We start from the raw sequence: 22,005 nt of genomic DNA on the forward strand, positions 1-22,005 counted from the left end.
AAGATGGCGCCTCGGATCGCGCCTCGGCGTGCGTCGCGACGGCGCCGTCCCCACCCAAGGGCGTCCGACGGCGTGCCGTCAATCGCCTCGCATGTTCCGGGCCTGCGGGAGGGGTATGCGCCCCGCCTCACCGACGACTAACGCCTTGGATGAAGAAATTGTCACAAGCTACTATCATTGCTTGTCAATACCGATTTACGAAGTGAAGTGGACGGCCCGGATGGCTCCGGCGTAGGGCCGCGATCACGGTGAGGGGCGTCCGCTGCGTCATTGCGAGGCGGTGCCGACAGGGCGGCGGGGGAACCGCGTCGGCCTCCCGCATCCCGTACGGCTCCGCTCGCAACTGCGCCCCAATGCGGCTATATCGGCGGCCTCACCGCCATTTTCGCGACATGCCCGGGCCCTCCCAGCGAGGCGCCGCCCACGACGAGCCGTCATGACCGCCACCGCCTCCCCCTCGGACACCAAGGGCGCCGCCGCGCCGCGGATCTCGTTCGTGTCGCTGGGCTGCCCCAAGGCCTTGGTCGATTCCGAGCGCATCCTCACCCATCTGCGCGCCGAGGGCTACGAGCTGTCGCGCCGCCACGACGGGGCGGACGTCGTCATCGTCAACACCTGCGGCTTCCTCGATTCGGCCAAGGCGGAGTCGCTCCACGCGATCGGCGAGGCCATGGCCGAGAACGGCCGGGTGATCGTGACCGGCTGCATGGGCGCGCAGCCGGAGGAGATCCGCGAAAAGTATCCGAACCTGCTCGCGGTCACCGGTCCGCAGGCCTACGAATCGGTGGTGGCGGCCGTCCACGAGGCGGTGCCGCCGGCCCACGACCCGTTCCTCGACCTGATCCCGCCGCAGGGCGTCAAGCTGACGCCGCGCCACTACGCCTATCTGAAGATCTCGGAGGGCTGCAACAATCGCTGCAGCTTCTGCATCATCCCGTCGCTGCGCGGCGATCTCGTCAGCCGCCCCGCGGCGGACGTGCTGCGCGAGGCCGAGAAGCTGGTCAAAGCCGGCGTGAAGGAACTCCTGGTCGTCTCGCAGGACACCTCGGCCTACGGGCTCGACACCCGCTACGCTACGAGCCGCTGGCAGGACCGCGAGGTGCGGGCCCGCTTCTACGACCTCGCCAAGGAACTCGGGGAGCTCGGGGCCTGGGTGCGGCTGCACTACGTCTACCCCTACCCGCATGTCGACGAGGTCATCCCGCTGATGGCCGAGGGCAAGGTCCTCCCGTATCTCGACATGCCGCTCCAGCACGCGAGCCCCTCGGTGCTCAAGCGGATGCGCCGGCCGGGCAACCAAGAGCGCCAGTTGGAGCGCATCCGGCGCTGGCGCGAGACCTGCCCGGACCTCGCCATCCGCTCGACCTTCATCGTCGGCTTCCCCGGGGAGACCGACGAGGAGTTCGAGGAACTCCTGGAGTGGATCAAGGAGGCCCGGCTCGAGCGGGTCGGCTGCTTCGAGTACGAGCCGGTGAAGGGCGCGACCGCCAACGATCTCGGCGCGGCCGTGCCGCCGGAGGTCAAGGCCGAGCGCAAGCGCCGCTTCATGGCCGCCCAGGAAACGGTCTCGCTCCGGCTCCAGCGGGCGAAGGTCGGCAAGCGCATCCCCGTCATCATCGACGAGACCGGCCCGACCGTGGCGCGCGGGCGCTCGAAATCCGACGCGCCGGAGATCGACGGCACGGTCCACGTCGCCTCCCGTCGTCCGGTGCGGCCGGGCGACATCGTCACCGTGAAGATCGAGCGCGCCGAGGCCCACGACCTGCACGGCATCGTGGTCTGACGCATCGGTCCGGAGAGATCCCGGATTGTCGGGCCGGTCCCTTCCGGGGCGGGCGCAGCGAACCGCCTTTGGCCGAGACGCGTTCTCCGACCGGAGCAACAACCGGACGGGGACGCGCATGGCCGACGAGCAGCGAGACCAGACCAACCAGGCCGCGGTCTCGCCCAAGGATCCGGTGACGGGCCGCATCACATCCCAGCCGGGGCCGATGGAGCGCGCCGGGACCGAGGCCGAAGAGGCCGCCCGCGGGTCATCGCCCGCGGGGGAGACGCCCGAGCCCCCGAAGCCCGACCGCTCCGCCTGATCCCGCCCGGCCATGACCGACGGGGACGACCGCCGCCTGCTGCGCTACGGCCTGATCGGCCTCTACGGATTCATCGGCGCGGTGCATCTCGTCGCCACCGACCAGTTCCTGCCGATCATGCCGGACTGGGTCCCGCAGCCGCGCCTCGTGGTGATCGGCACGGGCCTGTGCGAGATCGCGGCGGCGTTGGCGCTCATGACGCGCCGGCTGCGGCAGGCGGCGGGGATCGGCCTCGCGCTCTACGCGGTCTGCGTGTTCCCGGCCAACATCAAGCACGCGGTCGAGGGCATCTCCGTGCCGCCGATCCCGGACACATGGTGGTACCACGGACCCCGTCTGGCCTTTCAACCGGTCATGGTGTGGTGGGCGCTCTACGCGAGCCGGGTGATCGACTGGCCGTTCCGGGATCGCCGGATCCGGTGATCCCTTCATCCCAGGATCCGCGCATCACCGGATCCCGTCCGGCCACTGCTTGCAACGCCTTGCCCGCTCGCTCACTCTGACCAGCAGAGCCGATCGGCGAGGCATGAAAACTCGTCATCGCCACGGTTTATTGAGCATAATTCCAAATATGAGCAGGTCTTTTCCTGAGGAAAATCCGTTTTGGGCGGTGCGCGGGGCGTAAAGGGCGCTGGCGATCGAGGTGTGACGCCGTCTAGCCTTGGCCCATGCCGAAGCGCCGCGACCCGAGCCGGACCAGACCAACGCGGGACGGGGAGGACGAGCCGCCCCGCCCGGAGCAATCGGCCGTCGAGCGCGCCATCGAGCGGATCGTGGAACGGTTGAAGCCGAAGGCGCCGCGCCCGCCACGGAAGGGCAGCTGACGCCGCGCACCGGCTCCCACCTTTCGGGCCGATGCTCTAGGCCCTCTCGCAGGTCCGGGGCAGGGGCCCGGACGCCTCGCGCGGATCCGACCGGCGTCCCGCCTGAGGGACGATCCCTCTCGATAGGTCGTCGGGCGCGAGCGGTCCGAAGTCGCGCGGGCAGAGCCGGTCGCGGCCCCGGCTTTTGGCTTCGTAGAGGGCAGCGTCGGCGCAGGCCACGAGGGCGGCGAGGCCGGACGCCCGCGCAAGCGCGCCCGTTGCGAACAGGGCGGCACCGATGCTGACACTCGCCCGCACCGGACAATCCGGCATCGCGGCGCCCCTGGCGGCGAAGCGGGCACGGACCGCATCCCCGAGATCCTGCACGTCCCTCGGCGCGATGTCGGGGACGAGGATGGCGAACTCGTCCCCACCGAGCCGGCCCAGCACCGCCGCCCGGGGCAGGGTCTCACTCAGCACCCCCGTCAGCGCGACGAGGAGGCGGTCGCCGACGAGATGGCCGAAGCCGTCATTGACGCCCTTGAAGCGGTCGATGTCGAGGAGCAGCAGGGCGCCCGGCCGCGTCCCGGCCCCGCGCAGGGCGGCATCCGCCCGACTCTCGAAGGCCCGGCGGTTGAAGGCCCCGGTGAGGGGATCGCGCTCGGCGAGCGCCGCCATCTCCTCCTCCCGACGCCGCCGGGCCGAGGCCGCCATCAGCAGGGCGAGGAGCACCACCACCAGAACGCCCTCGAACAGGGAGATCTGGATCATCACGCCCTTGAAGCCGACGAGGCTGACGAAGGCGCCGGGCACGAGGGCGAGCCCCGCCTTCAGCACGTAGAAGCCGCCATGGACGAGGAAGACCGCGCCCAGCGCATCCGACGCGCTCGTCCGGTCGGGGAAGGCCTGGGCCCGCGACAGGAGGCGGTGCGCGGTGGCGAGCGAGGCGGTCGCCACGAGCCCCGCATTGGCGACGGCGAAGGCCGGCGTGCGGTCGATGGTTTCGGGCAGGAGCAGCAGGGCGCCCCAGGGCAGGAGCAGGGCCCAGGGCAGCGGCCCGGTCCGCCGCCCCGCGAAGCGCGTCGCGCCGGCGAGGAACAGGAGGTGGGCGCAGACGAGAAGTCCGTTGGCGAACCAGACCCCGAGGAGGAACGAGGTCGCGCGCAGGGGCGAAATCGAGCAGCCGAGGACGATGGTGGCGAAGCCCGCACTCCAGAACAGCAAAGCGGGGTTGCGCAGCGCGCGCCATTCCACGGCCAGGAACACCGCGGCGACCGCCGCGATGCCCAGCGTCATGAACAGCATGGTGAGCGCATCGATCGGCATCGGGCTCTTCAGGCAACGGTGATATCCCGCGCTCGCCTAGCGGGGAACGTTTGAAAAACCGTTCCCCGGCCCGCCCGAAGACAGTACCGGCATGCCCGGACAGCCGGATTCACCGCCGGACGCGCGTCACCCTGCTGGATTCGGGGGTGGAATTCGGTCGCCGCTCAGTTGGCGTGGCCGAGCCGCATCCGGTAGCCGCCATCGGCGTCGCGCTCGAACACCTCGGGGATGCCGGCATGGCGCAGCGCCTCGCCGGAGGTGTCGGGCACGAGGTTCTGCTCGGAGACGTAGGCGACGTACTCGCTGTCGGCGTTCTCGGCGAGCAGGTGGTAGAACGGCTGGTCCTTGCGCGGCCGGACGTCCTCCGGAATCGCGAGCCACCATTCCTCGGTGTTGGCGAATTCCGGATCGACGTCGAACACCACGCCCCGGAACGGGTAGATCCGATGCCGGACCACCGCACCGAGGCCGAATTTCGCGGTTCTCATGCTGGTCTGGGTCATGACCGACAGATAGGTCTCGCGCCCGCTTCCTGCCATCGCGAAGCCGATTCTCCGCGACGATCAGGGCAGATTGTAGACCTTGGCCAAGTCCGGGTCCTTGTCGGCGACGAGGCGGGCGAGGTCGACGATGACCTTGGCCTGCTTCCAGGTGGCATCGTCCTGCATCTTGCCGTCGATCATCACCGCGCCGGTCCCGTCGGGCATGGCTTCGACGATGCGGGAGGCGAAGTTCACCTCGTCCGGATCGGGGGCGAACACGGTCTTGGCGAGCGCCACCTGGCTCGGATGCAGCGTCCAGGCGCCGGCGCAGCCCATCAGGAAGGCGTTGCGGAACTGGACCTCGCAGGCCGCCGAATCCGAGAAATCGCCGAACGGGCCGTAGAACGCCTTGATGCCGTTGGCCATGCAGGCATCGACCATCCGGGCGATGGTGTAGTGCCAGAGATCCTGCTGGGCGGAGGCGCGCTCGGCGTCACCCTTCGGGTCGGACAGCACCTTGTAGTCCGGATGCCCGCCGCCGACGCGGGTGGTCTTCATGCCGCGCGAGGCCGCGAGATCGGCGGGCCCGAGGCTCATGCCGTGCATGCGCGGGGAGGCGCAGGCGATGGCGTCGACATTGGCGACGCCTTCCGCCGTCTCGAGGATGGCGTGGACGAGGATCGGCTTCTTGACGCCGTGGCGCGCCTCGAGCTGGGCGAGCAGCTGATCGATGTAGTGGATGTCCCAGGGGCCCTCGACCTTCGGCACCATCACCACGTCGAGCTTGTCGCCGACTTCGGCGACGAGGGTGAACAGATCGTCGAGGATCCAGGGGGAGTTCAGCGCATTGATGCGCGTCCACAGGCCGGTGCCGGAGGCCGCGAAATCGGTGGCCTTGGCCATCTCGACGAAGCCTTTGCGCGCCGCCTCCTTCTGATCGGCCGGGACCGCGTCCTCCAGGTTGCCGAGCACCACGTCGACGGTCTTGGCGAGCTCCGGCACGCGGGCGCGGACCTTGTCGTTGTGCGGCGGCACGAAGTGGATCATCCGCTCGAGCTTGATCGGCAATTCCCGGAACGGCTCGGGCGCACCCGCGGCGAGCGGCTGGAAGAAGCGGCGGGGCAGTTTCATCGGATGTCTTCGCTCCGGATTTGGCGTCTGGAGAACCGGTTAGAGCACCCCGCCCCCCGCCGTAAAGCCGGGCTTTCGGCGGAGGCCGGCGGCCGGCGGCACCGTCCGGGCCCGGTAACCACACCGAGGATGGACCCGCCGGATCCAATCATCTCGGGGACAACCCTGCACCGAATGCATTCGAGCATTGCGCAAATTCCCGTTCGCGAAGATCATCGGTTAAAGAGCCAAAGATTTCGCCAAGGATTCGGGTGTGATTTCGCACTGCGCCTGCGCCCGGATCGACGCAGATTCGGGCAGGTTGCTTGCCCGGCGAAACAAGACGGCTCGGAACGGTCGGGGCCGAGCCGTGTTTTCCGGCCGAGGCGGGCGAGTGCATTCACGAAACTTCTACCGGTCCGACGGGCCGGGGAGGGGCATCCGGTGATCGGGCGTCGCGTGGGTTCACTCAGATCGAACACCGTCGAGGGACGTGCGTCGATGCCGGAACGGATTTCACACTTCAGATCGCGGGGATGGCCCGCCGCCCGGCGGATGCGCCGGGGGCTCGCCCTCACCCTGCTCGGCACCGCCATGGCGGTGGGACCGGTGCAGGGCGTCGGCCCGCACGGATTCGCCGCGTCCCTCTTCGGTTCACCGGCCATCGCGGGCGAGCGGTCGTCGGCCAAGAAGATGATCGAGCGCCATCCCGAGAAACAGGCCGAGAAACAGGCGGAGAAGCCGCCCGAGGAGCGGCCGGATTACACCGCCGCCGAGGCCGCGAAGGCCCGGCCCGAGGGGCTGCCGGCCTCCGTGCGCATCCCGGGCGACGACGCGGCGGCCTTCTCGGCGCTGATCGAGGCGGCCGACAGGGCCTCCGATCCCTGGCTCGTGCTGTCGGGGGGCGGGGAGAACGGCGCCTTCGCGGCGGGCCTGCTGGCCGGCTGGAGCGAGCGCGGCGACCGTCCGGATTTCGGCGTCATCACCGGCGTCTCCACCGGCGCATTGATCGCTCCCTTCGCCTTCGTCGGGCCCCAGGCCGACGAGGCCCTCAAGCAGAACTACACCGAGATCTCGGCGGCCGACGTGTTCGAGTTCGGCGGGACGCGGGATTCGCTCACCGATACGTGGCCGCTCAAGGAGCGGATCGAGCGCTCGGTGACGCCCGCGCTGCTCAAGGCGGTGGCGGCCGAGCATGCCAAGGGTCGGCGCCTGCTGATCGCCACCACCCAGGTCGACAGCGAGCGGCCGACCCTGTGGGACATGGGCGCGATCGCGACGCTGAACGCCAACGGCGATCCCCGCGCCCTCAAGCTGTTCCGCGAGATCGTGCTGGCCTCGACCGCCGTGCCCGGCGTGTTCCCGCCGGTGCTGATCCCGGCGCGCAGCGGGGACAGGACCTTCGAGGAGATGCACGACGACGGCGGCGCCATGGGGCCGTTCTTCCTCGCCCCCGCCGCGGCGGTGGCGGGCGAGACGCGGCTGATCCTGCCGACCTCGCGGGTCTATCTCGTGGTCAACAACCGGCTGGAGCCGGACTTCCAGATGGCGGGCCGCTCGGTGCTCTCGGTGCTCGGCCGCACCATGTCCGCGGCGATCAAGGCGCAGACCCGCGCGGCCCTGGCGCTGACCCGCTCCTACGCCCAGCGCACCGGCCTCGACCTCCAGGTGGCCCTGATCGACCCGCGCTTCACCCAGACCTCGGAGCGCCCGTTCGACCGGCCCTACATGCAGGCCCTGTTCGCCCACGGAAGGGCGCTCGGCCGCGACGGCACCGCCTTCGCGGACAGCGCCCACCGGGACGGGGGCCACGCCGAGGGGGCGTTGGGGGCCGTCGCCGGGCGGTGATGCGATGGGGGGAGGGGGTTCGCCACCAAGACCCTCCCTGCCCTTCGCCCTCATCCTCGGGGGCGCAGCCGAAGGCGGAAGCCTCGCAAAGAGAGTTCCGGCCCGGCACGCCCTGTCCGGCGCCCTCCGCCGCGATTGCTCAGGACGAGGGCGTGAGGGGGACGTGACCGGATCGCTCGGCGATGCGGCGGGCGACGACCGATCCGTGTCGCCACCGCATCGACATCCTCGACACCGCCGGAGCGCGCCTCACCCCTCCTCCGCCTCGCCCGGAGCGTAGACGGCCTCGCCCAGGCGGCGGAGCGGGCCGCCGGGGCCGGAGCGCTTCCAGAGCCGCGTGTTGAGCGCCGCCACCGGGTCGGCGCCCGGAAGCGCGAAATCCCGCTCGGCGAGCCGCGCCCAGATCTCGCTCGCATGGAGCGGGCGCCCGGCCTCCTCCAGAATGGCCAGCGCCGCCTCGATCAGCGCCCGGCCGTAGCGGCGCGCCTGCACCGTCTCCGACAGGCCGGGCTCGCCCTCCATCCGCATGACCGGCGCGTCCGCCGGGACCGGAGGCGGGGAGGGCGGTGGCGAGGCGAACGCAGCCGGGGCTCGCGGCGCGGGCGGAGGGGCGGGGGCTCGGACCGGCTCCGCGGGCGGACGGACCGGGGCGGGACCATGCCTGTCCTCGCCCCGATCCCCGTCCGAATGCCGATCCAAATTCCTGTCCGTGCCCGTGTCTGTGTCCCCCTGCCCCGCCGGCCCGGCGAGGCGGCGGCCGAGTTCGAGGTAGAGCACGAGGTCGGCGATCTCCCGCTCGAGGGCGTCGCGGCGGCGGCGCAGATCCGCCAGCCGCGCCTCGGCCTGCGCTTCCGAGAGCCCCATGTTCCGAATACTCCAACTGCGCCCGGGAAGGACAGGTTGGGAAGATAGCGGATCGCGGAGAGAATGGAATACCCGATCGTCATGGATCAGAATGGAATATGCGGAAACTCTGTTCCATATCTTCCTATTCCGTAGGAGGGCCCATGGGATCCCCCAGGGCTGCCTCGTTCCAAGCGCTGCATTCCCACTCGGTTGGAACGCATCACAGTAGGAACTATCGGAATTATAGGGAATAAATCGATAGGGAATATGAGCCGACCCGTGCCACCGGACCGTCACGCTGACCGCCCGGTCCGCGACTAGGGAAGACGCACGGGCGGCGTATTCCCCCGCACATGCCCGATTCCGAGATGAGGAAGAGGCCGGTTCAGGCGCGCGCGGTCTTGGCCGGCCGGGCGGCCTTCGGCGGAACCAGCAGGCTGCCGGGCTCGGCCGGGTAGAGCAGCAGGCCGCCCTCGTCGAGATCGATGCGCAGCTTCGGAAACACCTCCAGCAGGCCGGCGAGATCCGCCTTGAAGGCTTGGCGGAAGCTGCGCAGGCTGGCGTTCTCGGCGCCGAACTGGCGGTGCAGGTTCTCCCAGGTGAGCCGCAGGGGGCGCTGCAGGGCGCGCAGGCGGTAGCCGGTCCAGAACAGCAGATCGAGCTTGCGCGCCGAGCCGGAGAAGGCGCGGGCCGCGCGGATATCGACGGGCAGGGCGTGGCGGATCAGGCTGTCGTAGAAATCCTGATGGAACGAGACGGTCTTCTGCCAGACCAGGCCGTCCTCGCCGCGCCGCCACAGCTCCAGGGCGCGGAAAGGGGGCACGTTGAGGGTCGAGGCCTGGCCCTCCCCGTCCCACAGGCCGATCTGCATCGAGCAGGCGGCGAGGCGGTTGAGCTGTTCCTTGAAAGCGCCGATCGTGCCGCGCTCGCCGCCGGTGACGGCGAAGCCCATGGCCTTCATGAAGCCGGACAGGCTGTCGGCGACCTCGACGGTCGGGCTGCGCTGGCGCACCGCCTCGGTGCAGAGATGCAGCAGCACGAGGCGCGCCTTGGGGCCGTAGGGCAGGCCCTGCGGCTCCATCTCGCCGGTGATCGGGTTCTTGAGACGCCCGGCGGTGAGGCTCAGGGAATTGCGGCCGTATTCCCGCACGAATTCCCGGGTCGCGCCGGGATCGCGATAGGGCAGGCCGCAGAGCGCCAGGACCGAGTGCAGGTGCTGCAGGTTCTCCGGCGCCGTCGGCTCGTTCTCGATGACCTCGCGCACGGCCTCGCGGCGGCGCCGGTCGCGGCCCATGGCCTCGCGCCGCTCGGCCTGGGCCCCGGCCGCTTCCCGCTCCGCGTCGCGCTCCCGCTGGCGGTAGAGCAGGTGCTCGACGATCGGCGCGAACAGGAAGCCGCCCCGGGCCGCCTCCAGCTCGGCGCGCAGATCCGCGTCACGGATCCGATCGATCTTGGCCTCGAGCCCGGACATGACCGGCGCCTAACGCTCGGCCGCCGGAACGGGGCAGGGAGGGAAATACACGCTCACGGGGTCCTCGGGCATCCGCCACGGCTTCGAGTCTCGAATCGAGCTCCTGCCGCCAACCGATCTGTCGCGATTCGGCTCCGCGGAGTCCCAGGGGGTCCGCGAGTTTTCCCGGCAATTCACGCATCCCCGGCCCGGTCTGCACAGGCCTGTCGGGGCAGAGGCCCGGAAAGCGCCCGGAGACGCCGCAACGCGACCGCCCCGCCCCCACGCAGAGTCCGATACGGGCCGGACTCACCCTGCGCAGAGTTCGATACGCCCCGGACCGGGGCCTTGTCCCCACGATCCACCGGCGGGCGCCGCGATCCACGCCGAATCCCGTGCGGCCCCGCGCAGAATCCGATGCATCGGCCCGCCGGATCCGCGCAGAATCCGATGCGGGACCGCGCAGAGTTCGATGCGCGGATGCGCAGAGTTGGATGCGCGAATGGGTCTTAAGCCATGGCCACGAAAGAGGTTTTTCGCGTCCCTTATAACTTGCCGAACTGACTCTCGAAGAATCCCTTACTGATACCTTTCCTAAGGGGGCTGAGGCAGCGTTCGTCAAAAAGAACGGACTTCGAATCCTCATTTTCAAAAGGAATAAAAGGAATTTTGCACAGGTCGGATCGGGAAACGGCCCGGGTTGTCCCCGCCGGGCGCATCGCCGCCGGCGCGGTCGAAAGCTGCCGTCCGAGCGCCGGAACGGCTATGAGCCGGGGGCGGGTACGGCCGGCGGCGCGGCGGATGGCGGGGAGGACGGAGATGAACGAGGCGGCGATCGACCGGCTGCGGACGCTGATGGCGCGCTTGCGCGATCCCGACCGGGGCTGCGCCTGGGACTTGGCGCAAACGCCCGAGAGCATCGTCCCCTACACGATCGAGGAGGCCTACGAGGTGGCCGACGCGGTCGATCGGAAGGATGCGGACGACCTGCGCGACGAGCTCGGCGACCTTCTGCTCCAGGTCGTGTTCCAGTCCCGGATCGCCCAGGAAGCCGGCGCCTTCGATTTCGACGACGTCGCCGAGGCGATCTGCGCCAAGCTGATCCGCCGCCATCCGCACGTCTTCGACGCCACCGGCGCGTTCCTGCCGCCGGGACAGCGGCCGGACGATCCGGCGGCGATCAAGGCGGCCTGGGGCGTGATCAAGGCGCAGGAGCGGGCCGCGGAGGCGGCAGCGGGGCGCGGCGCACCGGAGCCCGGCCCCCTCGCTGGCGTGCCCCTCGCGCTGCCGGCTCTGGCCCGGGCCGACGCGATCTCGCGCCGGGCGGCGGCCACCGGCTTCGACTGGCCGGATGCGGGCCAAGTGCTCGGCAAGGTGCGCGAGGAGGTGGACGAGGTCGAGGAGAGCCTGGCGGCCGGCGACCCGGAGGCGGTGTTCGAGGAGATCGGCGACCTGCTGTTTTCGGTCGCCAACCTCGCCCGGCACGCGGGGGTCGATCCGGAGGAGGCCCTGCGGCGGGGCACGCTCAAGTTCGAGCGGCGCTTCACCGCCATGGCGGCCCGCCTCGATGCGGGCCTCGAGGGCAGCGACCTCGCCGCCATGGAGGCCGCCTGGCAGGCGGTCAAGCGCACGGAATCATGAGGGCCACCGAGGCAAGAATGCTCCGGTGAGCCTCATGATTGCTGTTTCGAAAGGACGAGTCCTTTCGCGGGTCAGGGCAGAGCCCTGGTCGGCGAAGCCGTCTTTCGGCCCCACCGGGGCCTGAGGCCTTCGGATCCCCGAACCTCAGGAGATCAGGTCGAGCTTCGACGTCTCGAAGCCGACGCTGCGCAGGCCGTCGGGCAGGGCGGCGTAATCGGCGTAGCCGGCCTCGCGGGCCATGGCATCGAGGGCGGCGCGCTCGTCGTCGGCGCTGCCGGTCCAGAGGACGGTGCCGCTGATCTTCTGGCGAATCTGGAAGATGCTCATGCCGGGAACCTCATCGAGAACGGGGCGGCGGTTCGCCCGGTCCTTCCCGCGAGCCATCGCTCCGGGCGGCACGGCGAATCCTGTCACGGGACAACCCGCAGGGCCGGGCACGGTTGCAGTACATGCAGGGGTCGAACGGGTGCGACCTTCCACCGCGCCACGAAATCGCCCGCGATCGGGACAAGGTGGGCGCGTATTGCCGACCCCTTATTGAAGTGACGTTTCATGCCTGCCCGCCTCCTCGTCCTGCCGGTCGCGGCTCTGCTGAGCCTCGCTCCCGGCGGCGCCCGCGCCGCTGAGGAGGCGCCCGCCGCCGCCGTCCCGGATCCGGCCGCACTTCTTCCCGCCGTGAGCGTGGTGCCGGCCGAGCGGCGCGAGCTCGTCGAGCGGGCGATCGTCACCGGCACCCTGGTGCCCCGGGACGAGATCCTGGTCGCCCCCGAGGTCGAGGGCCTGCGCATCGTCGAACTCGCCGTGGAGGAGGGCGACCGGGTCGCGAAGGGCGCGGTGCTGGCGCGCCTCTCGCGGGAGATGATCGAGACGCAGGAGGCCGCCAATGAAGCGGCGAGCGCCAAGGCCGAGGCCGCGATCCTCCAGGCCCGGAGCCAGATCGTCCAGGCCGAGGCGGTGCAGACCGAGGCGCGCCAGGCGCTGGAGCGGGCGCGGGCGCTGGTCCAGACCGGCAACGCCACCGCGGTCACCCTGGAACAGCGCGTCTCGGCCTCCGACGGGGCCAATGGGCGGCTCGCCGCCGCGCAGGCGGGGCTCGCGCTGGCTCAGGCCGATCTCGCCGCCGCGCAGGCGCAGGGGCGCGAGATCGCGCTCCGGCGTGCCCGCACCGAGATCCGCGCGCCCGAATCCGGCATCGTCAGCCGCCGCACGGCCCGCATCGGCGCCACCGCGAGCGCCGTCGGCGAGCCGCTGTTCCGCCTGATCGCCCGCGGCGAGATCGAGCTCGAAGGGGAGGTGCCCGAGACGGCCCTGCCCCGGCTCCATCCCGGCGCTCCGGCGCGCCTGGAACTGGAGGAGGGGCGCGCCATCCCCGGTGCGGTGCGCCGGGTCTATCCGGAGGTCGACCGCGCGACGCGGCTCGGCAAGGTCCGCATCCGCCTGGAGCCGGACGCGGCTCTGCATATCGGCGCCTTCGCCCGCGGCCGGGTCGAGGTGGCCCGGCGCTCCGGCGTCACGGTGCCGCTCGCCGCCGTGCTCTACGCCGCCGACGGTACGGCCACCGTGCTCGTCGTGACGGAGGGGCGCGTCGCGGCCCGGCGGGTCGAGACCGGGCTCTCGGCGGAAGGCTTCACCGAGATCCGATCCGGCATCGCCTCTGGGGACGCGGTGGTGGCGCGGGCCGGCTCGTTCCTGCGCGACGGCGACGGGGTGCGGCCGATCCTGCCGACGGCGCGGTCCGCCGCCGCGCCGCGCTGAGGGGGGAGCCGATGCGCCTCAACGTCTCCGCCTGGGCGATCCGCAAGCCGATCCCGTCGCTCGTCCTGTTCCTCGTGCTGATCGTGCTCGGCCTCGTCAGCTTCCGCAGCCTGCCGATCACCCGGTTTCCCAATATCGACATCCCGATCGTCACGGTCGTGATCACGCAATCGGGTGCCGCGCCGTCGGAGCTTCAGACCCAGGTGACCAAGTGGGTCGAGGATTCGGTGTCGGGGGTGAGGGGCGTCAAGCACATCCTCTCGACGATCTCGGAGGGTTCCTCGGTCACCACCATCGAGTTCCGCCTGGAGACCAACCACGACCGCGCCGTCAACGACGTGAAGGACGCGATCTCGAAGATCCGGATCAACCTGCCGCGGACCATCGACGAGCCGGTCATCACCCGCATCGAGGTCGCCGGCCTGCCGATCATGATCTACGGGGCGTCGGCGCCCGCCATGACCCCGGAAGACCTGTCGTGGTTCGTCGAGGACAAGGTCGCCCGCACGCTCCAGGGGGTGAAGGGCGTCGCCAGCGTCGAGCGGCTCGGCGGCGTCGCCCGCGAGATCCGGGTGACGCTGAAGCCCGACCGGCTGCTCGCGCTCGGCATCACGGCGGCGGACGTGAACCGGCAATTGCGCCTGACCTCCGCCGACATGGCGGGCGGGCGCGGGGAGCTCGCGGGCTCCGAGCAATCGATCCGGACATTGGGCGGGTCGGCGAGCCTGGAGACGCTCGGGGCGACCTCCATCGTCGTGCCGGGCGGGCGCAAGGTGCGGCTCGACGAACTCGCGACGCTCATGGATTCGGCGGAGGAGCCGCGCACCTTCGCCCGCTTCAACGGCGAGCCGGTGGTCGGCTTCGCGATCTCCCGCGGCCGGGGGGCGAGCGATGCCGAGGTCGCGGTCGGGGTCGCCCAGCGCATCGAGGAGCTGCACGCCGCCCATCCGGGCGTGCGCTTCGACCTGATCGACACCAGCGTCGTCAACACCATCGGCAATTACCACGCGGCGATGACGAGCCTGCTCGAAGGGGCGGTCCTCGCCGTGATCGTGGTGTTCCTGTTCCTGCGGGACTGGCGCGCCACCCTGATCGCGGCCATCGCCCTGCCGCTCTCGATGCTGCCGACCTTCTGGGCGATGAGCGTCCTCGGCTTCTCGCTCAACGCGGTCAGCCTGCTCGCCATCACCCTGGTGACCGGCATCCTCGTGGACGACGCCATCGTCGAGATCGAGAACATCGTCCGCCACATGCGGATGGGCAAATCGCCCTACCGGGCGGCGCTGGAAGCCGCCGACGAGATCGGGCTCGCGGTGATCGCCATCACGGCGACCATCATCGCGATCTTCACCCCCGTCTCCTTCATGCCGGGCATCGCCGGGCAGTTCTTCAAGCAGTTCGGCCTCACCATCGCGGCGGCGGTGTTCGCCTCGCTCTTGGTGGCGCGGCTGATCACGCCGCTGCTCGCCGCCTATTTCCTGCGCGACCACGGTCCCGACGATGAGCGCGAGGGGCCGGTGATGCGGCTCTACGGCCGGGTCGTGGCCTGGTCGGTGCGCCACAAATACGTGACGCTGATCCTCGGCCTCGCCTGCTTTGCCGGATCGATCGCCTCGACGCGGCTCCTGCCCGCGGGCTTCCTGCCGGCGGAGGACATGGCCCGCAGCATGTTCGTGGTGGAGCTGCCCCCCGGCGCCCGGCTCGACGACACCGAGCGCGTCAGCGACGGCATCGTCGCGGCGATCCGGGCGATGCCCGAGGTCCGATCCGTCTTCGTCGATGGCGGGCGGCAATTGCCGACTCGGAGGGAGGTGCGCCTCGCGAGCCTCATCGTGAACCTCACGCCGAAGAACACCCGCCGGCTGACCCAGAAGCAGATCGACCGGAAGATCTCCGACATCCTCCGCCAGGTGCCGGACATCCGCTTCTGGTCGCAGCAGGACGGGGGCGACCGCGAGTTCGCCCTGATCGTCGCGGGGCCCGACAAGGAGGTGGTGACCGAGGTCGCCGCCCGGCTCCAGCGCGAGGCCGCGGGCGTTCCCCACCTCGTCAACGTGATGTCGACGGCCCCCCTCGACCGCACCGAGATCCGCATCACCCCGAAGCCCGCGGTGGCGGCCGATCTCGGCGTCTCGACCGACCTCATCGCCGAGACCGTGCGGGTCGGCACGATCGGCGACATCGCCGCCAACCTCGCCAAGTTCAACGCCAAGGACCGCCAGATCCCGATCCGGGTGATGCTGCCGGAGACTTTGCGCGGACAATTGCCCGAGATCGAGGCCCTCAAGGTGCCGGTGAAGGCGGGCGCCGCGGTTCCGCTCGCGGCGGTGGCCGATCTCAGGCTCGGGCGTGGCCCCTCCGGCATCGAGCGCTACGACCGCACGATTCGGGTCGCCGTCGAGGGCGATCTCCAGGGCTCGGACGCGCTCGGCACCATCGTCGATCAGGTGCTGGCGCTGCCCGCCGCGACCCAACTGCCCGAGGGCGTCACCATCAAGCAGGCGGGTGATGCCGAGGTGATGGGCGAGGTGTTCGAGGGCTTCGCCCTCGCCATGGGCGCCGGGCTGATGATGGTGTTCGGCGTCCTCATCCTGCTGTTCGGCAATTTTCTCCAGCCGCTCACCATCCTGTTCTCGCTGCCGCTCTCCATCGGCGGCGCCATCCTCGGCCTCCTGATCTTCAAGATGCCGATCTCGATGCCGGTGGTCATCGGCATCCTGATGCTGATGGGCGTGGTGACCAAGAACGCGATCATGCTGGTCGATTTCGCCGTGGAGGAGACGGCGCGCGGCGTCGATCGCGTCACGGCGATCGTGGAGGCCGGCCGCAAGCGGGCGCGGCCCATCGTGATGACCACCATCGCCATGGCGGCCGGCATGGTGCCCTCGGCCATGGCCTTCGGCATCGGCGGCGAGTTCCGCGCGCCGATGGCGGTGGCGGTGATCGGTGGACTGATCGTCTCGACCCTGCTCTCGCTGGTCTTCGTGCCGGCGATCTACCTCCTCGTCGACGACCTCTCGCGCCTGTTCGTACGCCTGTTCGGCCGCTTCGTCGGCGCCACCGACGAGCCGGGACCGGAGGAGGCGCCCTATCGCCCGGGCGCGCCGGCCAACGCGCCGGGATCCTATGAACGGCCGGCCGCCGCCGAGTAGGCGAGGGGGACCGGCCGCGCACAACGACAGGGTGCCGCCGGCACGACCGGCGGGCTCGCGCGATCCGTCGCGGCATCGTTCCGGAAGCATTCCCGCGTTCCGGATCTGGGCTCGCCTGCGATCGTAGAGATATTAAACGCCAAGGTTGTATCGGCGCAGTGAACTTCTGATATTTTCGAACGATTCGAAAAGATGTCTTGGAGCGCGGCCGCGAAAATCGCCAAGCTTTTCGCAACGCATTTGTTGTAATCGGGGCGAGGCCGCGTCCGAGTCGGGAGGCTTACGGCCGACGGATGCCCCATGAAGGACCGCTCCCAGAACCGTTTCGTCTGTCTCGTTTCCGATCGTCGGGAGCGGGCGGAACGGCTGGCGCACGGCATCGACTTGGTCCTGCCCTGCCGGGTGATCGAGCCCAACGCCCCCCTGCCCGCCGGGCAGCCGGTCGCCTTCGTCATCGACATCGCCGCCGACCGGGCGGAAGCCGATGGTGGCATCTGGATCGAGCGGCTGGCGGGGCTGATCCGCGCGCGGGCCATTCCCTGCCTCTATCTCGCCCGCGGCAACACTGCCCAGGACGCGGCGGCGTCACGGCTGTTCGGCGCCCCCGTGGTGATCGATCCGCACGGCTCGGCCGGGATCGTCCCGACCCTGCGGCGCTTGGTCGAGGCGACGCAGGGGGCGCCCCCCTCTCGCGAGGTCGGACCGTCGGAGCGAAGTCCGGGAGCGACCGCGCCGCAGGCCCGGGTCGGCGCCGCCACCCGCCTCGTCACGCGCCTGTTCGACAACGCCGCCGCGGGCCGGCCCCCGAGCGTGGAGGAAGTGGAGGCGGGCACCACGATCGTGCTCGATACCGTGTCCGAGATCGGCATCCGCGCTTGGCTCGACCTCGTCTGGCGGCATGACATCCAAGTCTACCAGCATTCCCTGAGCGTGGCGGGCTTCGCCGCCGCCTTCGCGGGCCAACTCGGCTTCTCCTACGCCGATCGGCGCCGCCTCGCCCGGGCCGCCCTCCTGCACGATGTCGGCAAGGCCCTGATCCCGCTGGCCATCCTCAACAAGCCCGGTGCCCTGACCCCGGACGAGATGCGGATCATGCGCGCCCACGCGGCCCTCGGCGCCGACCTGCTCGCCCGGGAGGCCGCGTTCGGTCCCGAGATCCTCGACGTGGTGCGCTATCATCACGAGCGCCTCGACGGCTCGGGCTATCCCGAGGGTCTGACCGCGGCGCGGATCGGCGATCTCGTGCGGCTCGTGGCGATCTGCGACGTGCACTCGGCCCTGACCGAGCGGCGGGTCTACCGCGCACCGATGACCCATGCCGAGGCCTTCGCGGTGATGGAGGCGCAGGCCGGCCAGCTCGATCCCGACCTGCTGCGGGCCTACCGTCCCGTCGTCGCGCGCGCTGCCGGAGTCGAATCCGGTCAACCGGCGCGGCAGATCGATCCGTGCTGATATCCGCACATCCGCGCGGCGCGTCGGTTGGGCCGGGGCGCCCTTCGGCGCATGCATTGCTTGGAATTTTTCAAAAATATTCGCCGTTTTTTCGCAGTTGAAGCCAATTCGGTGCGGGATTGTCTGTAAATACCGTTTCGTAACGAAACCGGACCTAGACTTGCCGCAGGGACCGGTTCGAAGCCGGGAAGCCCGAGCCGTGACCGTCCGGGCCCGCATGCGCGACACCGCGAGACTCTATTCACCGCCGCGAACGCGGCTCGCGCGCTGGCTCGCCGAGCCGGGCCGCGACGTGCCCGAGCCGATCCGGATCGCCCTGATCGCCAATCTCTACGGAACGCTGCCGATCTTCGCGGGCGGCGTCGCCAACACGATCCTGGTCGCCGCAGTGATCGCCGCCCGCCTGCCGCAGCCGCAGATCCTGGCTTGGCTGGTGCTGGAGGTGGCGATCTGCCTGAGCCGGCTCGTGGTGCTGATCGTCGCCGACCGCGCCGCGCGGGCGAGGCGCCCGACGCCGACCGATCTCAACCTGCTCCTCGCCGTCGCCTGGGCGGGCAGCCTCGGCTACGGCACCTTCGTCACCCTCGTCTCGGGGGATTGGGTGGCGGCGACGCTCGCCTGCCTGTCCTCGGCGGGGATGGTGGGCGGCACCTGCTTCCGCAACTTCTCCGCCCCGCGGCTGACCGCCGTGATGATCGCGCTGACGCTCGGGCCCTGCTGCCTCGGGGCGGCGGTGGCGGGCGAGCCGCTGCTGGCCGTCACCTTCGTGCAGATCCCCTGCTATCTCCTGGCCATGACCCGGGCGGCCTACCGGCTGAACGCGCTCCTCGTCGCCACCATGCGGGCCGAGCGGGAGAATGCCGATCTCGCCCTCCACGACGGGCTGACCGGCCTGACCAACCGGGCCGGGCTGACGGCGGCGTTCGAGCGCAGCGCGGCCTCCGGCCTGCTCTATCTCGATCTCGACGGCTTCAAGGCGATCAACGACACCTATGGCCACGCCGTCGGCGACCGCCTGCTCCAGAGCGTGGCCGAGCGCATCGCCGACGAGGCCGGCCCCGGCGCGATCCCGGCGCGAATCGGTGGGGACGAATTCGTGGTGCTCTGCTCCGGGCAGGGGCGGGGGGGCCTGATCGATCTCGGCGGGCGGCTGATCGCCCGCATCTCCACGCCTCACCCGATCGGGCCGGAGGGCCAGTCCCTCGCGGTCGGCCTCAGCGTCGGTATCGCCCTGGCGCCCGATCACGGGACCGGTCTCGCCGCCCTGATGCGCGCGGCCGATTCTGCGCTCTACCGGGCCAAGTCGCTGGGCAAGGGCCGCTGCAGCGTCGCCTCGCGCCAGGCCTCCGAGACCCTTCCGGAAGCCGTGATCGAGGCGGAGCGGCTGCGCGCCTGAGAACGGATCAGGCGACCTCGCCCGCGGCGGCGCGCGCACCGACCCGCTCGGCCAGCAGGCACAGGATCTCGAACAGGAGGCCCGCCCCGGCCAGGGCGGTGATGCCGGTCGGATCGAGGGAGGGGGCGACCTCGACGAGATCGGCACCGACGAGGTCGACCCCGCGCAGGCCCCGCAGCAGGTGCAGGGCCTCCCGCGTGGTGAAGCCGCCGATCTCCGGCGTACCGGTGCCGGGCGCGAAGGCCGGATCGAGGGCGTCGATGTCGAAGCTCAGATAGGTCGGCGCCCCGCCGACCACGGCGCGGATCTCCGCCGCCACCTCCGGCAGGCCGCGGGCGCAGACCTCCTCCATCTCGATGATGCGGATGCCCTGCATCTTCGCCCAGTCGCGCTCGTCGGCGGCGTCCATGCTGCCGCGGATGCCGATCTGCACGCAGCGTCGCGGATCGAGGGCACCCGCCTCCACCGCCCGCCGGAACGGCGTGCCGTGGGTGAGCCGGGATCCGCCATACTGGCTGTCGTCGGTGTCGCTGTGGGCGTCGATATGGATCAGCCCGAGCGGGCGGCGCGCGCCCAGCGCCCGGAGCACCGGGAAGCTGACGAAATGGTCGCCGCCGACCGAGAGCGGCACGATGCCGGCCTCGGCGAGGGGCCGGAAAAACGCCTCGATGCGCCGGTCGGTCTCGGCGACATCGACCGGATTGACCGGCACGTCGCCGAGATCGGCGCAAGCCGCGAGGGCGTAGGGCGCCACCCCCGTGGCGTGGTTGAGCGCCCGCGTGCCGGTCGAGGCCTCGCGCACCGCCCGCGGCCCCAGCCGGGCGCCGGGCCGGTTCGTGGTGGTGCCGTCGAACGGGATCCCGATCAGCCCGATCTCGATCGCGCCCGGTGCCGCCTCGGGCGCGAGCACCGGCAGCCGCATGAAGCTCGACAATCCCGAGAAGCGAGGCGTCTCCATCCCGGAAGCCGGCCGGAAGCGCGCGAGGCGCCCGGTTCTCTCCTGCCCTGAGCCTTGCCCTGCCCCTTGCCCCGCGCCGTTTGCGTTCGCCGTCATGTCTGCCTCCCGCCCCGCCCAGCCACCCATCAAGCTGGCCCATCGCGTCCCCGCATCAAGCGGAGCTGTGAGTCGGGATGCATCCCGTGATAGTGTCGATCGCGAATCGGCAATCCCTGAGAGCACCGATGGTGGAGATCGAGCGCATCGTCTGGACCCCGGAGCAGCGGGCCCTGTGGGACCGGATCGCGGCCCATCCCTTCGAGCGGAGCGACCACGCCCTCGATTTCACCGCCCGGCTCGCCCGCGACCATGGCTGGGACCTGCCCTTCGCCCGGGACGCGATCGAGGAATATCGCCGCTTCTGCTTCCTGGCCGCACTTTCCGATACGCCGGTGACTCCGAGCGAGGAGATCGACGTGGTCTGGCACCAGCACCTGACCTATTCGCGCGATTACTGGGAGATCTGGTGCAAGGCGGTGCTGCGGGTGCCGCTCCACCACGACCCGACCGCGGGCGGTCCCGTCGAGGGGCGGCGCTTCCGGGCGCATTATGCCGATACGCTCGCCCTCTACGAAGCCCATTTCGGCCCGCCCGATCCGCTGTTCTGGCCCGGCTTCCGCGGGCGGTTCCGCGACCGGCCGCGCTATCGCGCGATCGACGGAGACCGCGTGTTCGTTCTGCCGCGGCCGCGCTTCCTGCGCGGCCGTTTCCGCGGAGTAATCGCCGTCGCGCTCCCCTGCGCCTTTGCCCTCACGGCGCAGCCGGCCCAAGCCCTGCCCCTCGATCCCCTCGATGGGCGGGGCCCGGATCTTCTCGCCCTCTACCTGTTCCTGGCGATCGGCGGCCTGATCCTGGCCCTCATCCTGGGCAACCGCCTGCGCGTCGACACGCAGGACGGCCTCACGCCCGACGATCTCGAACTCCTGGAGGTCGCGTGGCTCGCGGGCGGAGAGGGCCGGGCCGTCCGGACGGTGGTGGCCGGGCTGATCGAGGCCGGCGCGGCGCACCTGACCCCGAAGAGCACCCTGCTCTCCGGACCGGAGATCAGGGTCGAGCCGCGCGGCGACCCGCTGCCCGATTTTCTCGCCCCGTTCCGGGGCCTCGTCCAGGGCCACGTCTCGCAGGGCGCCCTGCATCGGTCGGTGCGGGAAAGGCTGCCGCCGCTGCGGGCCGAACTGGAGCGGCGGGGACTCGTGCCCGCCGCCGCGCTCCGGGCACGAACGGTGCGCACCGTCCTGTTGGTACTCGGTCCGGTGGTCCTGTTCGGGATCGCCGGGGCTCTGACGGAGGCGTCTCACCGGCGGCCGATCGGGGCTCTCGTCCTGGCGATCCTCGTCACGATCGCGCTTGGCGCGCTCCTGATCGCCCAATTGCCGGATCGCACCGAGCGGGGCGAGGGCACACTCAACCGATACCGCTCCCGTTTCCGGCGGGCGGCGGAGGCACCGCGCTCCGAAGAGGTGCTGTTCGCCTTCGCCCTCGGCGGTGGCGCGGCGCTGACCGGCACGCATCTCCAGGCCTATGGCCGGAGATCGGGCGGCGGTGGCGATGGCGGTTTCGCCGGTGTCGGTTGCGGGGGAGGCGGCGGCAGCTGCGGCGGCGGATGCGGGGGAGGCGCCTGCGGTTGACCGCCGCCCTCGCTTCCCCCTCGCTCTTCCCT

General features: G+C 70.7%; 17 protein-coding genes. 10 read left to right on the plus strand and 7 right to left on the minus strand.

Annotated elements, in window-relative coordinates; all coding sequences use genetic code 11:
* Positions 1-436 precede the first annotated feature (436 nt).
* From rimO to OWC43_RS15590, 3 genes are all read left to right on the plus strand, one after another.
* Positions 437-1,783 (plus strand): 30S ribosomal protein S12 methylthiotransferase RimO, encoded by a 1,347-nt coding sequence (gene rimO, locus OWC43_RS15580; RefSeq protein WP_238307738.1) that lies wholly within the window; start codon positions 437-439, stop codon positions 1,781-1,783.
* A gap of 118 nt (positions 1,784-1,901) precedes the next feature.
* Positions 1,902-2,087, plus strand: coding sequence for a hypothetical protein (locus tag OWC43_RS15585; RefSeq protein WP_393957320.1), 186 nt, complete (start codon positions 1,902-1,904; stop codon positions 2,085-2,087).
* A gap of 12 nt (positions 2,088-2,099) precedes the next feature.
* A complete protein-coding gene (locus OWC43_RS15590; protein WP_393957321.1) occupies positions 2,100-2,510 on the plus strand; it encodes a DoxX family protein in 411 nt (136 codons plus the stop codon).
* Positions 2,511-2,947: 437 nt separating this feature from the next.
* Here OWC43_RS15590 and OWC43_RS15595 read toward each other — a convergent pair whose 3' ends face one another.
* From OWC43_RS15595 to OWC43_RS15605, 3 genes are all read right to left on the minus strand, one after another.
* Positions 2,948-4,216 (minus strand): GGDEF domain-containing protein, encoded by a 1,269-nt coding sequence (locus tag OWC43_RS15595; RefSeq protein WP_393957323.1) that lies wholly within the window; start codon positions 4,214-4,216, stop codon positions 2,948-2,950.
* 164 nt (positions 4,217-4,380) lie between these two features.
* On the minus strand, positions 4,381-4,755 hold the full coding sequence (hspQ, locus tag OWC43_RS15600) for a heat shock protein HspQ (RefSeq protein WP_393957324.1): 375 nt from the start codon (positions 4,753-4,755) through the stop codon (positions 4,381-4,383).
* Positions 4,756-4,779: 24 nt separating this feature from the next.
* Positions 4,780-5,829 (minus strand): CoA ester lyase, encoded by a 1,050-nt coding sequence (locus tag OWC43_RS15605; RefSeq protein ID WP_137828260.1) that lies wholly within the window; start codon positions 5,827-5,829, stop codon positions 4,780-4,782.
* Positions 5,830-6,309: 480 nt separating this feature from the next.
* Here OWC43_RS15605 and OWC43_RS15610 point away from each other — a divergent pair, with 480 nt between their 5' ends.
* Positions 6,310-7,656 (plus strand): patatin-like phospholipase family protein, encoded by a 1,347-nt coding sequence (locus OWC43_RS15610; RefSeq protein ID WP_393957325.1) that lies wholly within the window; start codon positions 6,310-6,312, stop codon positions 7,654-7,656.
* A gap of 249 nt (positions 7,657-7,905) precedes the next feature.
* Here the strand turns inward: OWC43_RS15610 and OWC43_RS15615 are convergent, their stop codons facing one another.
* Together OWC43_RS15615 and OWC43_RS15620 are read right to left on the minus strand one after the other, a co-directional pair.
* Positions 7,906-8,520, minus strand: a complete 615-nt coding sequence (locus OWC43_RS15615) for a winged helix-turn-helix domain-containing protein (protein ID WP_393957327.1) — start codon at positions 8,518-8,520, stop codon at positions 7,906-7,908.
* Between the two features lie 367 nt (positions 8,521-8,887).
* Positions 8,888-9,973 (minus strand): replication protein RepA, encoded by a 1,086-nt coding sequence (locus tag OWC43_RS15620; protein WP_137831837.1) that lies wholly within the window; start codon positions 9,971-9,973, stop codon positions 8,888-8,890.
* 798 nt (positions 9,974-10,771) lie between these two features.
* On the opposite strand from OWC43_RS15620, the gene mazG reads away from it, so the two are divergent.
* Positions 10,772-11,593 (plus strand): nucleoside triphosphate pyrophosphohydrolase, encoded by an 822-nt coding sequence (mazG, locus tag OWC43_RS15625; protein WP_393957329.1) that lies wholly within the window; start codon positions 10,772-10,774, stop codon positions 11,591-11,593.
* A 144-nt stretch (positions 11,594-11,737) separates the two neighbouring features.
* Here mazG and OWC43_RS15630 read toward each other — a convergent pair whose 3' ends face one another.
* Positions 11,738-11,920, minus strand: coding sequence for a hypothetical protein (locus OWC43_RS15630; RefSeq protein ID WP_393957330.1), 183 nt, complete (start codon positions 11,918-11,920; stop codon positions 11,738-11,740).
* A 225-nt stretch (positions 11,921-12,145) separates the two neighbouring features.
* Here OWC43_RS15630 and OWC43_RS15635 point away from each other — a divergent pair, with 225 nt between their 5' ends.
* The 4 genes from OWC43_RS15635 to OWC43_RS15650 all read left to right on the plus strand — a co-directional run bounded on the left by OWC43_RS15635 (position 12,146) and on the right by OWC43_RS15650 (position 19,348).
* Positions 12,146-13,348 (plus strand): efflux RND transporter periplasmic adaptor subunit, encoded by a 1,203-nt coding sequence (locus tag OWC43_RS15635; RefSeq protein ID WP_393957331.1) that lies wholly within the window; start codon positions 12,146-12,148, stop codon positions 13,346-13,348.
* A gap of 11 nt (positions 13,349-13,359) precedes the next feature.
* On the plus strand, positions 13,360-16,500 hold the full coding sequence (locus tag OWC43_RS15640; RefSeq protein WP_393957332.1) for an efflux RND transporter permease subunit: 3,141 nt from the start codon (positions 13,360-13,362) through the stop codon (positions 16,498-16,500).
* 300 nt (positions 16,501-16,800) lie between these two features.
* Complete coding sequence (locus OWC43_RS15645; protein WP_393957333.1) at positions 16,801-17,952, plus strand: HD-GYP domain-containing protein; 1,152 nt, start codon at positions 16,801-16,803, stop codon at positions 17,950-17,952.
* A 199-nt stretch (positions 17,953-18,151) separates the two neighbouring features.
* Positions 18,152-19,348, plus strand: a complete 1,197-nt coding sequence (locus tag OWC43_RS15650) for a diguanylate cyclase domain-containing protein (protein WP_393957334.1) — start codon at positions 18,152-18,154, stop codon at positions 19,346-19,348.
* A 7-nt stretch (positions 19,349-19,355) separates the two neighbouring features.
* On the opposite strand, the gene speB is transcribed toward OWC43_RS15650, so the two are convergent.
* Positions 19,356-20,402, minus strand: coding sequence for an agmatinase (speB, locus tag OWC43_RS15655; protein ID WP_393957335.1), 1,047 nt, complete (start codon positions 20,400-20,402; stop codon positions 19,356-19,358).
* A gap of 128 nt (positions 20,403-20,530) precedes the next feature.
* Between speB and OWC43_RS15660 the strand changes: the two genes are divergently transcribed.
* Positions 20,531-21,973 (plus strand): TIGR04222 domain-containing membrane protein, encoded by a 1,443-nt coding sequence (locus OWC43_RS15660; protein WP_393957336.1) that lies wholly within the window; start codon positions 20,531-20,533, stop codon positions 21,971-21,973.
* Positions 21,974-22,005: the final 32 nt, after the last annotated feature.

The sequence above is a fragment of the Methylorubrum sp. POS3 genome, from assembly GCF_043352485.1.
Classification (GTDB): domain Bacteria; phylum Pseudomonadota; class Alphaproteobacteria; order Rhizobiales; family Beijerinckiaceae; genus Methylobacterium; species Methylobacterium suomiense.